The 17540-nt window shown below is 66.8% G+C and carries 17 protein-coding genes; 8 read left to right on the forward strand and 9 right to left on the reverse strand.

Features of this window, described 5'->3' with window-relative positions; translation table 11 throughout:
• Positions 1–76 precede the first annotated feature (76 nt).
• Both N5D91_RS09120 and N5D91_RS09125 read right to left on the reverse strand, forming a co-directional pair.
• Positions 77–256 (reverse strand): 30S ribosomal protein THX, encoded by a 180-nt coding sequence (locus N5D91_RS09120; protein ID WP_004150462.1) that lies wholly within the window; start codon positions 254–256, stop codon positions 77–79.
• Between the two features lie 110 nt (positions 257–366).
• Positions 367–780 (reverse strand): MerC domain-containing protein, encoded by a 414-nt coding sequence (locus N5D91_RS09125; protein WP_125895775.1) that lies wholly within the window; start codon positions 778–780, stop codon positions 367–369.
• Positions 781–916: 136 nt separating this feature from the next.
• On the opposite strand from N5D91_RS09125, the gene N5D91_RS09130 reads away from it, so the two are divergent.
• The 6 genes from N5D91_RS09130 to N5D91_RS09155 all read left to right on the forward strand — a co-directional run bounded on the left by N5D91_RS09130 (position 917) and on the right by N5D91_RS09155 (position 8084).
• Complete coding sequence (locus N5D91_RS09130; protein WP_153856873.1) at positions 917–3121, forward strand: TonB-dependent receptor; 2205 nt, start codon at positions 917–919, stop codon at positions 3119–3121.
• Between the two features lie 169 nt (positions 3122–3290).
• Positions 3291–3725, forward strand: coding sequence for a hypothetical protein (locus N5D91_RS09135; protein ID WP_153856872.1), 435 nt, complete (start codon positions 3291–3293; stop codon positions 3723–3725).
• Positions 3726–3944: 219 nt separating this feature from the next.
• Positions 3945–4511 (forward strand): TetR/AcrR family transcriptional regulator, encoded by a 567-nt coding sequence (locus tag N5D91_RS09140; RefSeq protein WP_010483118.1) that lies wholly within the window; start codon positions 3945–3947, stop codon positions 4509–4511.
• The gene (locus N5D91_RS09145; protein WP_132809655.1) at positions 4511–6184 is read left to right on the forward strand and encodes an MFS transporter; all 1674 of its coding nucleotides are present in this window, start codon (positions 4511–4513) and stop codon (positions 6182–6184) included. The genes N5D91_RS09140 and N5D91_RS09145 overlap by 1 nt, the downstream gene beginning before the upstream one ends.
• A gap of 10 nt (positions 6185–6194) precedes the next feature.
• Complete coding sequence (locus tag N5D91_RS09150) at positions 6195–7355, forward strand: HlyD family secretion protein (RefSeq protein ID WP_180854201.1); 1161 nt, start codon at positions 6195–6197, stop codon at positions 7353–7355.
• Positions 7356–7430: 75 nt separating this feature from the next.
• Positions 7431–8084, forward strand: coding sequence for a hypothetical protein (locus N5D91_RS09155; RefSeq protein WP_153856869.1), 654 nt, complete (start codon positions 7431–7433; stop codon positions 8082–8084).
• A gap of 32 nt (positions 8085–8116) precedes the next feature.
• On the opposite strand, the gene N5D91_RS09160 is transcribed toward N5D91_RS09155, so the two are convergent.
• The 7 genes from N5D91_RS09160 to creB all read right to left on the reverse strand — a co-directional run bounded on the left by N5D91_RS09160 (position 8117) and on the right by creB (position 15985).
• Positions 8117–8608 carry a Fur family transcriptional regulator gene (locus tag N5D91_RS09160; RefSeq protein ID WP_004150412.1) on the reverse strand — a complete coding sequence of 164 codons (492 nt, stop codon included), beginning with the start codon at positions 8606–8608 and terminating at the stop codon, positions 8117–8119.
• A 34-nt stretch (positions 8609–8642) separates the two neighbouring features.
• Entirely contained in the window at positions 8643–10046 is a 1404-nt protein-coding gene (gltX, locus tag N5D91_RS09165; protein ID WP_180854200.1) for a glutamate--tRNA ligase, read from the reverse strand.
• A 153-nt stretch (positions 10047–10199) separates the two neighbouring features.
• Entirely contained in the window at positions 10200–11777 is a 1578-nt protein-coding gene (locus N5D91_RS09170) for a M20/M25/M40 family metallo-hydrolase (RefSeq protein WP_180854199.1), read from the reverse strand.
• Positions 11778–11973: 196 nt separating this feature from the next.
• The gene (locus N5D91_RS09175; protein ID WP_110711668.1) at positions 11974–12384 is read right to left on the reverse strand and encodes a hypothetical protein; all 411 of its coding nucleotides are present in this window, start codon (positions 12382–12384) and stop codon (positions 11974–11976) included.
• 10 nt (positions 12385–12394) lie between these two features.
• Complete coding sequence (gene creD, locus N5D91_RS09180) at positions 12395–13714, reverse strand: cell envelope integrity protein CreD (RefSeq protein WP_110711667.1); 1320 nt, start codon at positions 13712–13714, stop codon at positions 12395–12397.
• An 81-nt stretch (positions 13715–13795) separates the two neighbouring features.
• Positions 13796–15256, reverse strand: coding sequence for a two-component system sensor histidine kinase CreC (gene creC, locus N5D91_RS09185; protein WP_032130266.1), 1461 nt, complete (start codon positions 15254–15256; stop codon positions 13796–13798).
• A gap of 3 nt (positions 15257–15259) precedes the next feature.
• A complete protein-coding gene (creB, locus tag N5D91_RS09190; RefSeq protein ID WP_110711666.1) occupies positions 15260–15985 on the reverse strand; it encodes a two-component system response regulator CreB in 726 nt (241 codons plus the stop codon).
• A gap of 35 nt (positions 15986–16020) precedes the next feature.
• Here creB and rlmJ point away from each other — a divergent pair, with 35 nt between their 5' ends.
• Positions 16021–16878 (forward strand): 23S rRNA (adenine(2030)-N(6))-methyltransferase RlmJ, encoded by an 858-nt coding sequence (gene rlmJ / locus N5D91_RS09195; RefSeq protein ID WP_180846345.1) that lies wholly within the window; start codon positions 16021–16023, stop codon positions 16876–16878.
• A gap of 95 nt (positions 16879–16973) precedes the next feature.
• Complete coding sequence (locus N5D91_RS09200; RefSeq protein ID WP_004150340.1) at positions 16974–17519, forward strand: GNAT family N-acetyltransferase; 546 nt, start codon at positions 16974–16976, stop codon at positions 17517–17519.
• Positions 17520–17540: the final 21 nt, after the last annotated feature.

Consider the following 17540-nt stretch of genomic DNA (forward strand, 5'->3'; position numbering starts at 1 on the left):
TGTGCCGGCCTGCGCGCGGGCACAAAAAAACGCGGCGCCAGGCGCCGCGTTTTTCGTTGAACCGGTCTGGGCCGGATCAGGCCTTGGCGACGGCCTTCTTCGCCACAGCCTTCTTCGCCGGAGCCTTGGCCACGGTCTTCTTGGCAACCGGAGCGGCGGCGCCTACGGCGACCTTGCTCGCGGTGTGCGAACGGGCGTTGCCGTAGCTGGCGTTGTAGCGCTTGCCCTTGGCGGTCTTGCGGTCACCCTTACCCATGTCTTCAACTCCTCAAATGTGAAATCTGGTTACCCCGTACTGACACGGGTTCGGCGGGGCCGCCTTGCTGGGCGCCCCCGCGCACGATCGAAAATCCTATCACGGAGCGCCTAGTGCGCGCAGCTGGCGTCGTGCACGTGACCGTGGTTGAGGCGCAGGTTGACCAGATGGGCGACCCCCACCAGCAGGCCGCCGATGGTCATCACCACCGCGTGTGGCACCGCATTGTGGTGCAGCGGGTCGTACAGCACGCCGGCCCACAACGCGACCAGGCCGGGAATCAGGAAGCCCAGCGCACGCAGCGCACCGTGCCGGCGGTAGCCCCAGACCAGGCTGAACAGCCCGAGCAGGGTGACGAACACCACCAGCGCTTTTTCCACCCCATCGCTCAGCCAGAACGACAGGCCCAGCGACGGCGCCGCCGCCAGCAGCACGGGAATCACCGCGCAGTGCACCGCGCACAGCATCGAACCGGTGGCGCCGAAACGGTCTAGCAGGTGGCGCAGGCGTGAGGACAGGGACATGACTTCCAGCAGGGTCGGCGAATCGTTATGGAATAATATAACATCCATCCCCGACCCGCACGGTTTCCCTCCCCCTGTCCCGCTGACGGGATACGTGCGCCCAGCGATTGATACACTGTAACAAAGGACCCGCTCCATGCCCGCCCACACCCCGCGGTTGAAGCCGCATTCCCTCGCTCTGGCCCTCGCCGCCCTGCTGCCTTCGGTTGCCTTTGCCGCCGGCGATGACAGCGCTCATCGTGACCGCCACCTGACCGAACTGTCGTCGGTGCAGGTGACTGCGTCGCCGCTGCAGGGCGATGCCGAATCGCTGGCGCGCCCGGTGGAGGTACTGGCCGGCGAACGCCTGGACGAGCAGAAGGCCGGCACCCTCGGCGATACCGTGGCCAAGCTGCCAGGCGTGCAGAGCACGTTCTTCGGCCCCGGCGTCGGCCGCCCGATCATCCGCGGCCAGGAAGGCCCGCGCGTGGCCGTGCTGTCCAATGGCATGGGCAACATGGATGCCTCCACCGTCAGCGCCGACCATGCCACCAGCATCGAGCCGTTCCTGGCCGACCAGATCGAAGTGCTGAAGGGCCCGGCCACGCTGCTGTTCGGCAGTGGCGCCATCGGTGGCGCGGTCAATGTGGTGGATGGCCGCATCGCCCGCGAGCTGCCGGAGCGCCCGCTCAGCGGCCGCGCCGAGCTGCGCGGCAATTCGGTGAACAACGAGCGCAGCGGCATGTTCCGCCTCGATGGCGTCAGCGGCAATGTCGTGCTGCATGTGGACGGCCTGGTGCGCAATGGCGACGACTACCGCATTCCCGGCTATGCAGTGATCGACAGCCTTGAAGACCATCACGATCACGACCATGACCACGCGGGCGAAGAAGGCGAAGAACCGCGCCGCGGCCGCCTCGACAACAGCTCGATCCGCACCCGCGCCGGCGGCGTCGGCGCGACCTGGCTGGGCGACGGCGGCTACTTCGGCGTATCGGCCAGCACCTATCGCACCAACTACGGCATTCCCAATGGCGCGCACGTGCATGCCGATGGCGATGATCATGGCCATGACCACGGCCACGACCATGGCGATGAAGAGGAAGGCGGCGACGAGCATGACGTGCGCATCGACATGGTGCAGAACCGCTTCGAGACCAAGGCCGGCATCTACAACCCGGTCTCGTTCCTGAAGAACATCAATGCACGCGTGGCCTACACCGACTACGAACACGTGGAGCTGGAAGCCGGCACGCCGTCCACCCGCTTCACCAACCGTGGCATCGAGGCGCGCCTGGAGGCCGTGCAGCAACAGATCGGCGGCTGGGACGGCGCCTTCGGCCTGCAGTTCGGCAACAGTGATTTCGGTGCCAAGGGCGAAGAGGCGTTCGTTCCGGATACCGGCACGAAGAACATCGGCCTGTTCGTGCTGCAGGAAAAGCAGTTCGGTCCGTTCAAGCTGGAACTGGGCGGCCGCCACGACCAGGTCAAGCTGGACCCGACCGGTGACTATCGCCGCCGCACCTTCGGCGCCACCAACCTGTCTGCGGCCGGCATCTGGAAGCTCAACGATGCCGTTGACCTGCGCATCGGCGTGGACAGCTCCGAGCGTGCACCGACCAACGAAGAGCTGTATGCCGCCGGCGCACACATCGCCACCCGCTCGCTGGAAATCGGTGACGCCAACCTGAAGACCGAGCGCGGCCAGCGCGTGGAACTGGGCATCCACACCCACAGCGAACGCCTGGACTTCTCGGCGTCGGTCTACCAGACCAAATTCAAGGACTTCATCTACCTGGCCGACACCGGCGTTACCGAGGGTCTGCCGGTCCGCGCCTGGACGCAACAGGATGCGGTGTTCCGCGGTGCCGAAGCCGAAGCGCTGGTGCATCTGTTCGAAGGCGGCGCCGGTGATTGGGACCTGCGCGTGTTCGGCGACTACGTGAAGGCCAAGCTTGATGGCAACGGCAGCCGCAACCTGGACATCGCCGTGCCGCATGGCGACCACAACCACAACTACAGCGTGGAGCTGGCCAACACCGGCTACCTGCCGCGCATCGCCCCGGCCCGCGTCGGCGCCGACCTGCGCTGGTCGAAGGACGGCTGGCGCGCCTCGGTCGGTGCGGTCCGCTACAGCCGCCAGAAGGATGTCGCCCAGAACGAAGCGCCGAGCGACGGCTACACCCTGGTCGACGCGCATCTGGCCTACCGCTGGGATCGCAACGCGAGCAACAGCTACGAGGTGTTCCTGGATGGCAGCAACCTGACCAACCGCGAAGTGCGTCCGCATACCTCGCTGCTGCGTGATTACTCGCCGCTGCCGGGCCGTGGTGTCGCATTCGGCATCCGCGCGTTCTTCTGACCGGGCTACGCCGTCGGAACGTTACCTAAGGGGGCCGGAAGGCCCCCTTTTTCTGTCGCATATGGCATGAACTGGTGAAAATGGTGCTATGCCTCCGCGACACCATCCGTTGCGCAGCTAGACTCAATCAGGCGTCAATTCAATAGACAAACTGAGCGGAAACACCTGCATGGCCATGAGTCTCGATGCCGAACTGGAAGAACGCTTCCTTGCAACCGCCAAGCGTGGGAGAACCGCTTGGCTGGCCGGCGACATTGCGGAGGCAGAGCATCGCTTCCTTGAAAGCTGGGACATGATTCCGGAGCCGAAATCTGCTTATGAATACGGCCAGATTTCATCGTATGGAATAGCCATCTTCTATCGCGATACCGCTCAGTTTGAAAAGGCCAGAGAGTGGGCGATGGTCGCCAGAGGCATCTATGGAGAAGGCGAAGCCTCGAGCGAGTACATGGATGAACTTGCAGCCACCATCCAGTTCGAATCGGGAAATCTGGATGCGGCCTACGCCTTGTTCGAACCCCAGTACCGGAAGTACGGCCGTCGCGTCTTCGAGGGCCACAAGAAAGAGTTCATCGCTTTCATCAAGAACAGGAAGAAGACTTGATGAGCGGATCAGCCAGCCACTAGCCAGATCCCTTCTGCGCCAGCTTTTCATCCACGCATGGCGTGGATCTACTGCGTCCTGAAGGAGCGTTCGAGCTTCCGTCTTCGTTCCAGCAGGATCCATCACACACCCGTCACAAAGATGTGCGTACCACAACAAGCGGACAATCCCGTCACTCAAAGTCTCGCCAATCGGACACTTTTGTCCGAAAATAATTCCATGACTGCCCAACGTGCCGATGCTGCTGCCCGCCGTGCCCTCATCCTCGATGCCGCCGATCACGTGTTCGGCCAACATGGTGTCACCGCCCCGCTGGACCTGGTGGTCGAACGCGCCCAGGTGGGCCGCGCCACCCTGTACCGCAACTTCCCCGACCGCACCGCGCTGATCCAGGCCCTGCTGCAACGTACGGTCGACCGTATCCGGCGCCAGGTCGAGCAGCTAGGCGACCGCGACGATGCCCTGTTCGAAGTGTTCGAGGGTATGGCCCAGCGCATCATCGATTCGCCGGCACTGGCCGATTACTGGCGTGCAGTCGATTCGGACGTGCCGGCCATGCGCACCGCGCGCGAGACCGTGCGCGATCTGCTGGAAGCACCGATCGCCCGTGCCAAGGCCGCCGGCCTGTGCCGTGCCGACCTGGAGAAGACGGATATTTCACTGATCTCGGGCATGCTGGGCGCGGCCCTGCGCGGCAAGACCCGCGACGAGCGCGCCCACCTGGCCGGGCGTGCCCTGCAGCTGCTGCGCGGGGGTCTCCAGGGAGCAACCAGCGAGGCCCGCTGATGGTCCAGCCGTATCTGAAGCCGGTTCCGGATTGGGAGGAGCACGAGAAGCCGACCATGCCCGGTTCGGCGTCGATGCCCTGGCACCCACCGTATCGACGCGTGGCCTATGCACTGGTGTCGCTGCTGGTGGCGATCACCGGTGGCCTCGGCAATGCGCTGGTCACCGCCAACCTGCCCTTCCTGCAGGGCCAGCTGGCACTGACCCCGACCCAGGGCAGCTGGCTGGTGGCGGCCTATGCAATGGTCAACGTCACGGCCAACCTGCTGGCCTTCAAGTTCCGCCAGCAGTACGGCATCCGCCTGTTCGCCGAGATCGGGCTGGGCCTGTACGCGGCGCTGGCGGTACTGCACCTGTTCGTCGGCAGCTTCGAGACCACGATGCTGACCCGCGCCGCCAGCGGCTTCGCGGGTGCGGCCTGTTCGACACTGGGCACGCTCTACATGCTGCAGGCGCTGCCGCGCCGCTTTACCGGCAATCTGCTGGTGGTTGGCGTCGGCCTTTCGCAGCTGGCGGTGCCGATCGCCTGGATCGTTTCACCAGGCCTGGTCGATACCGGCCAATGGCACCAGCTCTACTCATTCGAAGCCGGGCTGGCACTGTGCGCGTTCGCGGCAGTGGTGGTGCTGAAGCTGCCGCCCGGCATCCAGGTGAAGGCGTTCGAACCGCTGGACTTCCTCACGTTCGCCCTGCTTGCACCGGCCGTCGCACTGCTGGTGATCGTGCTGGCGCAGGGCTACACCCGCTGGTGGCTCAACACGCCATGGCTGGGCTGGGCGCTGGTCGCCTCGATCGTGCTCTCCACCACTGCCTTCATCATCGAACACTACCGGCGCAATCCACTGCTGCAGATCCGCTGGCTGTCGAAGCTGCCGGTGCTGCACTTCATCGTCGGCGCGTTCCTGATCCGCTTCCTGACCACCGAGCAGTCCTATGGCGTGGTCAACCTGATGCGCACGCTGGGCATGGGCCCGGACCAGATGCGCCCGCTGTTCGTAGTGATCCTCGCGGGCGTGGTCACCGGCATCGCCGGTGCCTCGCTGACCTTCGGCCCGAAGCGGCTGATCGCGCAGCTGCTGATGGCGATCCTGCTGCTCGGCGCTGCCGCCTTCTTCGATCAGCACCGCACCAGCATGGATCGACCGCACGACTTCTACGTCAGCCAGTTCCTGGCCTCGGTCGGTGCCGGCATGTTCATGGGCCCGTTGATCATGCTCGGCATTTCCGCCGCGCTGAAACAGGGCGTGGACCACATGATCACCTTCCTGGTGACGCTGTCGATCACCCAGACGCTGGGCGGCCTGGCCGGTTCGGCGGTGCTGGGTACCTTCCAGCTGCACCGCGAGCAGCTGTACTCCAGCGCGTTGACCAGCCAGCTCGACCCGGCCGACCCGGTGGTGGCGCAGCGCCTGCGCATCCAGCAGCAGCTGTACAGCGCACAGATCACCGACCCGGTGCTGCGCAGCGCGCAGGGCAGCGCGCAGCTGGCGCAGACCACGCGCCGCGAAGCCAACGTGCGTGGCTTCAATGATGTGTTCACGCTGAGCGGTTGGCTGGCGATCGGCTTCCTGGGCTGGTTGCTGCTGCTGTCGCTGCGCACCGCCGTGCTCAAGCAATGGCGCAAGCGCCACCCCACCTCCCCCGCTGCGGTCACGCCGGCCGCGCCCCGCTGAGTCCTCCTCCATGCCTCCCGTCCCGCCCCGCCCCGACGACATCGACGCCGACAACGTCACTCCACCGCCGCCGACCGATGCGGCGCCTGCGCCCACGCCCGCGGCACCGGCTGCCGCGCCGAAGTACCTCAAGCCCAGCGCGCGCAGCGTGGTGGTGATGGTGGTGGTGGCCTTGCTGGGCATTGCGCTGATCCTGCGCGCCTGGCACCTGTGGCCGTTCACCAGCAGCGTGATGGTGACCGACAACGCCTATGTGCGCGGGCAGATCACGGTGATGGCGCCACAGGTGAACGGCTACGTGACCGAAGTGCTGGTGAAGGACTTCCAGCACGTGAGGGAGGGCGAGCCGCTGCTGCGCATCGATGACCGCATTTACACGCAGCGTGTCGCCCAGGCGCAGGCGACGCTGGACAGCGCACGTGCGGCACTGGCCAACTCGGACCAGTCGCAGGCGCAGAACCGTGCGCAGATCGCCTCCGCACACGCCACATTGTCGGCCGGCCAGGCGGAGCTGCAACGCTCGCGCAACGAGCTGAAGCGCTACGAGGAACTGGCCGCGCAGCAACTGGTGTCGGTCAACGACCGCGACAAGTTCCGCACCACCCAGGCCTCGGCACAGGCCAGCGTGCAGCAGTCGCAGGCGCAGATCCGCATCGCCGAGGAAACGCTGGTGTCGACCCAGGTGGCGCGCAAGAGCCTGGAGGCCCAGGTGGAAAGTGCACAGGCACAACTGGAACTGGCGCGCATCGACCTGGCCAACACGGTGATCCACGCACCGCGCGACGGCCAGATCAGCGAAGCCAGCGTGCGCGTGGGCCAGTACGTCGCCGCCGGTTCGCAGCTGCTGTTCCTGGTGCCTGACACGCTATGGGTGGTGGCCAACTACAAGGAAGGCCAGACCTGGGGCATGGCGATCGGTCAGCCGGCCACGTTCTCGGTGGACGCGTTCCAGGGCCAGGTGCTGCGCGGCCGCGTGCAGGAGATCGCACCCGCCACAGGTTCGGAGTTCAGCGTGCTGCGCCCGGACAACGCCAGCGGCAACTTCACCAAGGTGGTGCAGCGGCTGCCGGTGCGGATATCGATCAATGAAGGTCAGACGCTGGCCGCGCAGCTGCGGCCCGGCATGTCGGTGATCGTCCGGGTGGATACCCGGTCCAAGCCGATGGACTAGGGTGCAGGCTGCTGACTGCCTTCACCCCATTGATCCGCTACCGTTGCGGATCTGGATCAGGATCGCTGGAAGACGATGAAATTCACGACACTGGCCAGGCGGGCGGCCAAGGACATGCTGGAAGCGGAAGATCTGATCGCCTTCGTGCAGGAGCACGGCGCCGAAGGTGGCGAGGAGATTGAGCGGCTGCGGATACTGCACGGTTGGCCGGATGATGGCCTGCTGGGCGATGGTAGCCGGGTCGTACCGTTCGGCGGCTGGGCCAAGGCCTGTACCGCCTGGGGACGCCAGGGCGTTGAAGGCCTGCGCGATATGCTGGGTGACCCCCAGCTGGCAGTGTTCGCGCTCGGCACACTGGCCGATGTGAGTGGCCCCGCAGCCATTGCCGTCCTGCTGGACTTTGCCGAACGCGCTGACTGGTCGCGTGCGGGCACACCGCGTGATCTGCCCTGCCAGGCGATTTACTGCCTCAATACTGCGCTTTCGGGGAAGACCGGCGTTGAGGTTACACCCGGCATGCAGGCGTCGATGCTGCGTATCGCCAAGCTCATCTGGGACGCCAGGGTGCCCAATGTGCATTTCCTGGCGCAGGCACTGTATTTCGTGCGCCATGCCGACCCGGTACCAGCGCTCGCCTGGGTCGAGCAGTTGCGGGTGGACGACCCTGTACTGGTCGACGCACAGCGCAGCGTCCTGAAACGTCTGAAAGAGCACGCCGCCCGGGACTGAGCGTGCGGCTCAGTCCGGGTATGCGCCGCGACTCAGCCCGCGCAGCGCGCGCAGAGGCCGTGCACTTCCAGGGTCTGCGCCTGCGGCTGGAAGCCCAGCTCCTTGGCGCGCTTCTCCAGCTGGGTGACGATCTCGCGGTCTTCCAGCTCCACAGCACTGTGGCAGCTGTTGCAGATCAGGAACGGCACCGAGTGCGCGGCACTGCTGGGATGGTGGCAGGCCACGAAGGCATTGACCGATTCCAGCTTGTGCACAAAGCCATTGGCCATCAGGAAATCCAGCGCGCGGTACACGGTGGGCGGGGCATCAGCGCCCACGCCCTTGCCGTTGCGCACCCATTCCAGCAGCTCGTAGGCCTTGACCGGCTTGCCGGCCTCGGCGATCAGCTTCAGCACGTTGGCGCGAATCGGGGTCAGGCGCAGCCCGCGTTCGCGCGAGACACGCTCGACCACCGCCACGAAATCCGACGCGTCGTGGACGTGGTGGTGCGGGGCGGTACAGGCAGTGGCGGTCTTGGCGGGCATGCGTGTTCTCCGGTTCGGGCCTGGCAAGGATGCCTCAGGCCGTTGCTACCTTGGTGATGGCCACATCAATGCGTTTCAAGGCCTGCTCGCGGCCGGCCAGGTACACGGTATGGGAAATGTCAGGACTGACCTGGGTGCCGGTGATGGCCACGCGCAACGGCTGGGCGACCTTGCCCATGCCGATCTCCAGCGCGGCGGCGACGTCGTGCAGGGCCACGCCCACCGATTCGGCGGTCCACTCCGGCAGCGCCGCCAGCAGTTCGCGGGCCTTGCCCAGCGCCACCTCGGCACCGGCCTTGAAGTGCTTGGCCACCGCCGCTTCGTCGTACTCGGTCAGCGGCTGGTACCAGACCACCGCCTTCTCGGCCATTTCCTTCAGGGTCTGCACGCGTTCACGCAGGGCGATCACCACGTCCTCCGGGGCGGGGCCGGCAGCCACGTCCAGGCCCAGCTTCTGCAGCTGGTAGACCAGGTGCGGCACGATCGCGGACACATCCTCGGTCTTCAGGAAGTGCTGGTTGACCCAGCCCAGCTTGGCCATGTCCAGGCGCGAGGCCTTGGAATTGCAGTCCTTCACGTCGAACAGGTCGATCAGCTCCTGGCGGCTGAACAGCTCCTGGTCACCGTGCGACCAGCCCAGGCGGGCCAGGTAGCTCAGCAGCGCGTCCGGCAGGTAGCCAGCGTCCTTGTACTGCATCACGTCGGCCGCGCCGGTGCGCTTGGACAGCTTGGCGCCCTGCTCGTCCAGGATCATCGGCATGTGGCCGAACTTCGGCACCGGCGCACCGATGCCTTCGTACAGGTTGATCTGGCGCGGGGTGTTGTTGATGTGGTCGTCGCCGCGGATGACCTCGGTGATGCCCATGTCCCAGTCGTCCACCACCACCGCGAAGTTGTAGGTGGGGTAGCCGTCCGGGCGGAAGATGACCATGTCATCCAGCTCGCTGTTGGCGATCTCGATGCGGCCCTTGATCAGGTCGTCGAACACCACCGTGCCTTCCAGCGGGTTCTTGAAGCGGATGACGCGGTTCGGGTCGTCCTTGCGCGGCAGGCCCAGTTCGCGTGCAGCGCCGTTGTAGCGCGGCTTCTCCTGCCTGGCCATGGCGGCCTCGCGCATCGCGTCCAGCTCTTCGCGGGTCTCATAGGCGTAGTACGCCTTGCCGTCGGCCACCAGCTGCTCGGCCACTTCCAGGTAACGGGCGACGCGGTCGGTCTGGTAGATCGGGCCTTCGTCATAGTCCAGGCCCAGCCACTCCATCGCCTCCAGGATCGCGTCGATCGCGCCCTGGGTGCTGCGTTCACGGTCGGTGTCCTCGATGCGCAGCACGAACTCGCCGCCACGGTGGCGGGCCTCCAGCCAGCAGTACAGCGCAGTGCGGGCACCACCGATGTGCAGGTAGCCGGTGGGACTGGGGGCGAAGCGGGTGCGGCAGGTCATGGACGGCTCGAGGAACGGGAATCCCCCGATTTTACCAGCCCGCCGCCCCCGACGGAAAAAGGGGACGGAGGGGATTAAGTCGCGATTGCCCAGCTCCTGGGGCTGCGACCGGGAAACGGAGGGGAGAAACGACTTAATCCCCTCCGTCCCCTTTTACGGTTCTACCTTGCGCGGGAAGGACTGCTCGCGCATCGCGGCGTTGTAGGCGAACGAGGCGACGATGGCCGCGGCCTGCTTCAGGTCTTCCGGTTCGGCGTGGTCCCAGGTGTCCAGGTGGCTGTGGTGGACATTGGTGAAGTAGTCCAGCCGGTCCTGGATGAACTGGAAGCCCGGCAGGCCGATGCGGTCGAAGCTGATGTGGTCGGTGCTGCCGGTGTTGCGGGTGGCCACGGTGGTAGCGCCGACGTCATGGAACGGGGCCAGCCAGGCTTCGAAGATCGGCATCGCCGCCAGGTTTTCCTGTGCATAGATGCCACGGAAGCGGCCAGAGCCGTTGTCCATGTTGAAGTAGACCTGGAACTTGCCGTAGTCGCGGGTCTTCTGCAGCGCGCCGGTTGGTTCGCGCAGCGAGGCCGGCAGCGCCTTCTGCGCCGGGTCGGTGGGTTCCGGGAAACGGCCGAAGTGCTTGGCCACATAGGCCTGCGAGCCGATCAGGCCCTGCTCCTCGCCGCTCCACAGCGCCACGCGGATGGTGCGCCTGGGCTTGGCGCCGGTGGCCTTGAGGATGCGCATCGCTTCCATCATCACCGCCACGCCGGCCGCGTTGTCGGCCGCACCGGTACCGCTGTGCCAGGAATCCAGGTGCGCGCCGATCATCACCACTTCATCGGGCCTGCTGCTGCCACGGATCTCGGCCAGCGTGTTGTAACCCGGCTGGTCGGCCTCGTCGGTGAAGCGCGCAGCCACATCCACGCGCAGGCGCACGGTCTGCTTGGCCTCCAGCGCGCGCACCAGCGGATTGAAGTGTTCGCTGATCATCGCCAGTTCGGGGATGCCCACCGATTCACCGGCCTTGCGCGAGCCGCCACCGGCAACGCGGATGATGCCGTTGTCCCAGCTGCTGATGCTGATCGAGGCCAGCGCGCCTTCTTCCACGAAGAACGCATTGACCCTGGTCGCCAGCTGCTGGCGTTCCTGGTATTCCTTGACCCGCTTGGCACGTTCGGCGGTGGCGTCCTTGTCCTTGGGCAGGGTGAACTCCTGCAGGCCCTCCAGCGATGTGGCGTCGTGGCGGTGCGAATCCGCCTCGGTGCCGCGCTTGTACTCGCGCGCCTCGCCCAGCAGCAGGATCTTGCCGCGCAGCTTGCCGCGGTACTTCTCGATGTCCTCGGGCTTCTTGATCTCGACCTGCACCAGTTCGCCTTCAACCGGACCCTGGGTGCCCGGCGTCCACGCCTTCGGCAGTGCATGCAGCGGCTGTACACGGTCCCCCAGCATCTCCACGCTGGCCGAGGTGAACTCCCAGCCGCGCCCGAAGTCGTCGAAGGCTTCGTCGTGGACGTTGTCCAGCTTCCATTCGTTGAACTTGCCGCGGGTCCACGCATTGGCGCGGCCCATCGCCGGCGAGTTGGTCAGTCGCGGGCCGATGCGTTCGGTGAGGTAGCTGAAGGTGTCCATCACCTGCGAACGGTGGAAGGCCTCCTGGCGGATGCGGCTGACCATGTCCAGGTCCACCGGCTCGCGCTGCTGCGCGCCTGCATTGCCACCCATCGCCAGCGCTGCGGCCAGCATGCCCCACTTCAACACATCGCACCCCTGCCCTTCGGCTCGATCATCAACCCATCGAGTCTAGCCAGCAGGGGCGCGCCGATACCGTCCCATCGGTCATGGACAGCGCAGAAGCGTGCGAACCAAGGTTCGCACCCACAGGAGAGGTGGTTGGTTCGCAGCCACAGGAGAGTGGTTGGTTCGCGCCTGCCAGGCCACCTTACCCACTCCATCCCAGCCACAGCTGCGCCCGCTCCGGCAGCAGCAGCAACCAGTGCCGCCGGTCGATGCTGCTGCAGCCGTACACCGCCGCATGCGCGGGCCAGTCATCGGGCAGGCCGCCGATGCCGATTTCGGTCAGCGCCTCCGCCCCGGCCTTCCATGGCCGGTAGCGCGGCACCCGGCCAGCCAGCGCGCCGCGTCCCTGCCGCGCGTCCTGCAGCCAGCCCAGCCCCTTGCCCTGCAGTCCCTCGCAGGTCGCCGCCGCCAGCTGGAAGCGGACCAGGCCGGGGGCGATCCGTGCCCCCGGCAGGGCCGCCAGCACGCCATGTGCCTGCAGCAGCGCATCCACTTCCAGCAGGGCCGGAATGCCCTGCCGTGCCCGTTGCCGCAATCCCTGGCGCCAGCTCATGGCGTACTCCTTACTTCAGTTCCGCGCCAAGCGCGTACCAGTCCACCCGGCGGGTCACCCACATCGCCAGCGCCAGGATCACGAACAGCAGCAGCGAACCCATCAGCAGCGCGTTGTTCTCCGACACCAGCAGGCCATACAGCGCGCCATACAACACGGTCAGCAGCGCAGCGAAGCCGAGGCCGCGCTTCCAGTGGCCCAGCACGTTGGCCAGGTACACCGCCTGCAGGCCGATACAGGCCACCGCCGAGACCAGATAGGCCTTCCAGAACGCGATGTGCTCGGACAGGCTGATCAGCAGCAGGAAGAAGATCGCCAGCGCCAGGCCCACCATGAGGTACTGCAGCGGGTGGATGCGCAGCGACCTGATCAGCTCGAACAGGATGAAGCCGACGAAGGTGAGCAGCACGAACAGCACGCCGTATTTCGAGGCACGGTCGGCCTGGGTGTAGGCATCGACCGGATCAACCAGCGACACCGTCACCGCCTGCGACTCGACCGCACCATCATTGCGCAGCTGTCGCTGTGCATCGGAGGCCAGCGAAGACACCGCCCAGCGCGCATCGAAGCCCTGTGCGTCGACGCGACGCTCGTTGGGCAGGAACGCACCGCTGAATGACGGATGCGGCCAGCTCGAACGCAGTGCGATCTTGGTGTCATCGCCCACCGGCACCACCGACAGCATGCGGCTGCCATCCAGGCGCAGCTCGAGTTCGACGGTGCTGGCAGCCAGCGTGCCGCCATGGTCTTCGGCGAATCCGGCCACCGGTGCATGCAGACCGCGGCCCACCTCGCTGGCCGCACCAACCCCCGGCAGCAGGCGCAGCTGCTTGCCATCCACGCGCAGGTTCGGCGTACCGACCAGGCCACGCACATCGGAAATGCCCACCGCCACATACGGCTGGCCGTAGCTGCGGCCGGCCTTCACCGGATAGTCGTCTGCAGCGAACGTCGCCTTCATCTGGCCGTTCCAGCTGTATACCGGCACCTTGAACAGGCCGACCTCACGCTGGCTCGGCAGCATCTCGCCGCCCACCTCCAGCGACGCTGGCATCTGCAGCCAGTGCCCCTCGGTGACCTGCACCTCGGTCTTCTTGACGCCCAGCGGGTCGACCAGTTCAACCTGCTTGCGTTCCACCCACGGCACCACCCGCACCGGGCCCACCAGCTGCTGTGCACCGGCGCGGCTGTCGGCCACCCGCGAGAAGGCCTCGTCGCGGTACGCGCTGCGTTCGTTGATGACCCCGCGGATCATGGTCAGCGGCACCAGCAGCAGCAGGATCAGCCCGCCGACAATGGCGAACCGCAGCAGCATCTTCAGGGATTTCATGGTCCATCCTCGTTGGAGAGGGCTGCAGGATGGACCGCCGCGGTGAGCAGGGTTTGTGGCGAATTTGAAGCGAGTGTGAAGTCAGCGGCGCGGGCGCTGGCCTGGCACACCCAAAGGCAGCCACAGGCTGGCCACGGTGCCGCCGCCCTCGCGGATATCCACGCTGGCGCGCCCATCATGCAGGCGCGCGACCTCCTGCACGAACGGCAGGCCCAGGCCGGAGCTGCGCCGCCCGCTGCCGGGGCGGGCCAGCGAATAGAAGCGCTCGAACACCCGCTCACGCGCGTAGTCGGGAATGCCGGCGCCACGGTCGGCTACCTGCAGGCGCACGCCCTGCCCGTCCACCTCGGCCTGCAGCGCGATCTCCGCGCCGGCTGGCGAGAAGGCAATCGCGTTGTCGATCAGGTTGTGCAGTGCCTGCCGCAGCAGGTAGGCGTCGCCCTGCACCCGCAGGTCGGGCACGCTGCCGATGCGGACCTGCACGCCGGCCGCCTGCGCGCGCACCTGCGCGGCCGCCGCTGCATCGGCCAGCAATGCCGGCAGCGCGATCGGATCGCGGGTCTGCAGCCAGCCGTGCTGTTCCACTTCGGCCAGCGCCAGCAGCTTGTCGATGGTCTCGGTCAGCCGCTCCTGCTGGTCGACGATGCTGCGCGCGAAATGCACGCGATCGGCTTCCGGCAGCGGCTCCTGCAGCAGCTCGGCGGCACCGCGGATCGCCGCCAGCGGGCTCTTCATCTCGTGCGTCAGCGACTGCACGTACTGCTCGACGTAGGCCTTGCCTTCGAGCTTCTGGCGCATCGTTTCCAGCGCCTGGCCGAGATCGCCGATCTCGTCGCGGCGACGCCGTGGTGGTGGCACCGGTTCGCCCGCGCTGACCGCGCGTGCATAGCGGCTGAGCTGGCCGAGGCCGGTGGTCAGCCACATCGTCACCAGCACGCCGACCAGCGCCGACAGCCCGATCAGCCACGCACCGCGCTCGATGATGGCGCGTTGGCTGGCAGCGATGAACGGATCGATGCTGCGGTTCGGCTGGGCCAGGCTGAGCACGCCGATCAGGGTGCGGCCGTCGGCCGGATCGTACACCGGCGCCGCCACATGCATCACCGTATCGCCTTCCTCGCCCGGAATTTCGGGGCTGGAACGCGCACCGTACTCGCCACGCAGGGTGCGGTAGACATCGTTCCAGCGCGAATTGTCGCGCCCCAGGTCACGGCCCAGCGAGTCGTAGATGACGATGCCCTTGGCATCGGTGATGGTCACCCGGTAATCCAGCGAGCGCTTGGGAAAACGCCAGACCATCGCCTTCAGGTCGCGCTGCCGTGCCTTGGCCAGGTTGCGGGTGAAGCTGCCGCTGCGGATGGTGCCGTCCTTGACGTCGGCGGCGGCCATCTCGGCCAGCACGTTGGCCGCATCGACCAGGGTCGATTCCATCGCCTGGCGCACACCGGGCTTCACCTCGTTGACGAACACGCGCATCACGAAGAAGGCCGCGATGCCGGTGATCAGGAAGAAGCCGAGGAACAGCTTCAGCACCAGGCGCATCGGCTAGACCTCCAGCGCGTAGCCGAGGCCACGGTGGGTGCGGATAGGATCGTCGCTGGCCCCAGCCGCTCGCAGCTTGGCGCGCAGCGTCTTTACATGGGTGTCGACGGTGCGGTCGGCACTGTCGGCACTGCTGTCCCAGCCCCGGTCCATCAACTGCGCGCGGCTGAGGATGGCACCCGGGCGCTGCAGCAATGCTTCCAACAGTGCGTACTCGTAGCGGGTGAGGTCCAGCGCCTGTCCGCGGAAGCGGATGCGCCGGCCTTCGCGGTCGATGGCGAACGCGCCATGTTCCTGCCAGCCCGCATCGGCGCTGGGCGCTGCGACGACCGGCGCCGCACGGCGCAGGCGTGCACGCACCCGTGCCACCAGCTCGCGCGGCGAGAACGGCTTGGTCATGTAGTCGTCGGCGCCCAGCTCCAGGCCGAGCACGCGGTCCACTTCGTCGTTGCGCGCGGTCAGGAAGATCACCGGCAGCTGCGCCGCCGGCCCCGGCTGTGCACGCAGCCGCCGGCAGACCTCGAAGCCGCCGAGATCGGGCAGGCCCACGTCCAGCACCAGCACATCGATATCGCCGGCCTGCAGCCGCTGCAGGGCCTCACCGCCCAACAGGCAGTGACTGGCGGCATAGCCCTCGCTGCGCAGCGCATAGAGCACGGTTTCGGCGATGGCGGCTTCGTCCTCGACCACCAGGACATGGGCAACAGGAGCTGTCATGGCGCGCAGCATAGCCGCTGCGGCCGCCGCCCCGTACACTGCCGCCCATGAACTATCGCCACGCCTTCCATGCCGGCAACCACGCCGATGTGCTCAAGCACATCGTGCAGCTGGCCCTGATCGACAGCTTCAAGCGCAAGGACAGCCCGTTCTTCGTGCTCGACACCCACGGCGGTGCCGGCCGCTACCTGCTGGCCAGCGAAGAGAGCCGCAAGACCCTGGAGGCCGAGTCCGGGATCATGCGCTTGATGGCCCTGCCCAAGCTGCCCGAGGTGGTCGAGCGCTACCTGAAGGCGGTGCAGGCCGACAATCCGGTCGGCGCGCTGACCAACTACCCCGGCTCGCCGCTGTTGAGCGCGCAGGCGATGCGTGCGCAGGACCGCATGGCGGTCTGTGAGCTGCAGGAAGCCGAAACGGCCACGCTGAAGGCCCTGTTCGCCCATGACAGCCGCGTCGACGTGCGGGCGGGCGATGGCTATGCGCTGCTGCGTTCGCTGCTGCCGCCGAAGTTCAACGGCAGCAAGATCGGCCGTGGCCTGGTGCTGATCGACCCGCCCTACGAGGCCCAGGACGCCGAATACCAGGCGGTCCTGGCCGCGCTGGGCGAGACCCTGGCGCGCTGGCCGCAGGCCACGTGTGCCGTCTGGTTCCCGATCAAGCAGCGCCGCACCATCCTGCATTTCCTGCGCAAGGCCACCGCCCTGCCGGTGAAATCGGCGATGACGATCGAGTTCCTGGTGCGCCCGGACGACTCACCGCTGCGCCTCAACGGCAGCGGCATGCTGCTGCTCAACCCGCCCTGGCAGTTCGACCGGGTGGTCGGCCCGGCCCTGCCGGCGCTGCGCCAGCACCTGGGTGAACCCGGGGCCAGCACCCGCCTGGATTGGCTCAAAGCACCCGAATAACGGCCTTCACGAGGCTGTACCGCCGTGAGCCTTTCGTTCACGGAATGCAGCCCCGGTGATGCCACAATCGATGGACCACCAAGGAATCACCCGGTATGGCCACTCGCAACCGCATGCCGCCCTGGCATGAGATCTTCAAGGCTCCCAGCGGCCACGAGCTGCTGATCCGCCCCATCCGCCCGGAAGATGGCGCACCGCTGCAAGCGGCGTTCAGCCTGTTCGGGCCGGAAGAAATCCGTGATCGTTTCCTGCAGGCGGTGACCGAGCTGTCGCCGGAAACCACCCAGCGCCTGACCCACCCGAATCCCAAGACCGAGATCACCCTGGTCGCTGCCGAATCCCTGCCCGCCGGTGAGGCGGTGGTCGGCGCGGTCGCCCGGGCCTCGATCATCCCCGGTACCCGTGAAGCCGAGTACGCGATCCTGATCAGCCGCTTCCTCATTGGCCAGGGCCTGGGCCGGCAGCTGATGCGCAAGCTGGTGAAGTGGGGCCGCGGCAAGTACCTGGACCGTCTGTACGGCGACGTTGCCGCCGAGAACGAGCCGATGAAGCAGCTGGCCGCCTCGCTGGGCTTCAAGCCGGTGCCGCACCCGACCGGTGCCGAAGGCCTGGTGCGGATGGTGCTGGAGCTGGACAACTGACGGATGCGCCGGGCTCTGCCC

Source organism: Stenotrophomonas sp. GD03794 (assembly GCF_029842145.1).
Classification (GTDB): domain Bacteria; phylum Pseudomonadota; class Gammaproteobacteria; order Xanthomonadales; family Xanthomonadaceae; genus Stenotrophomonas; species Stenotrophomonas riyadhensis.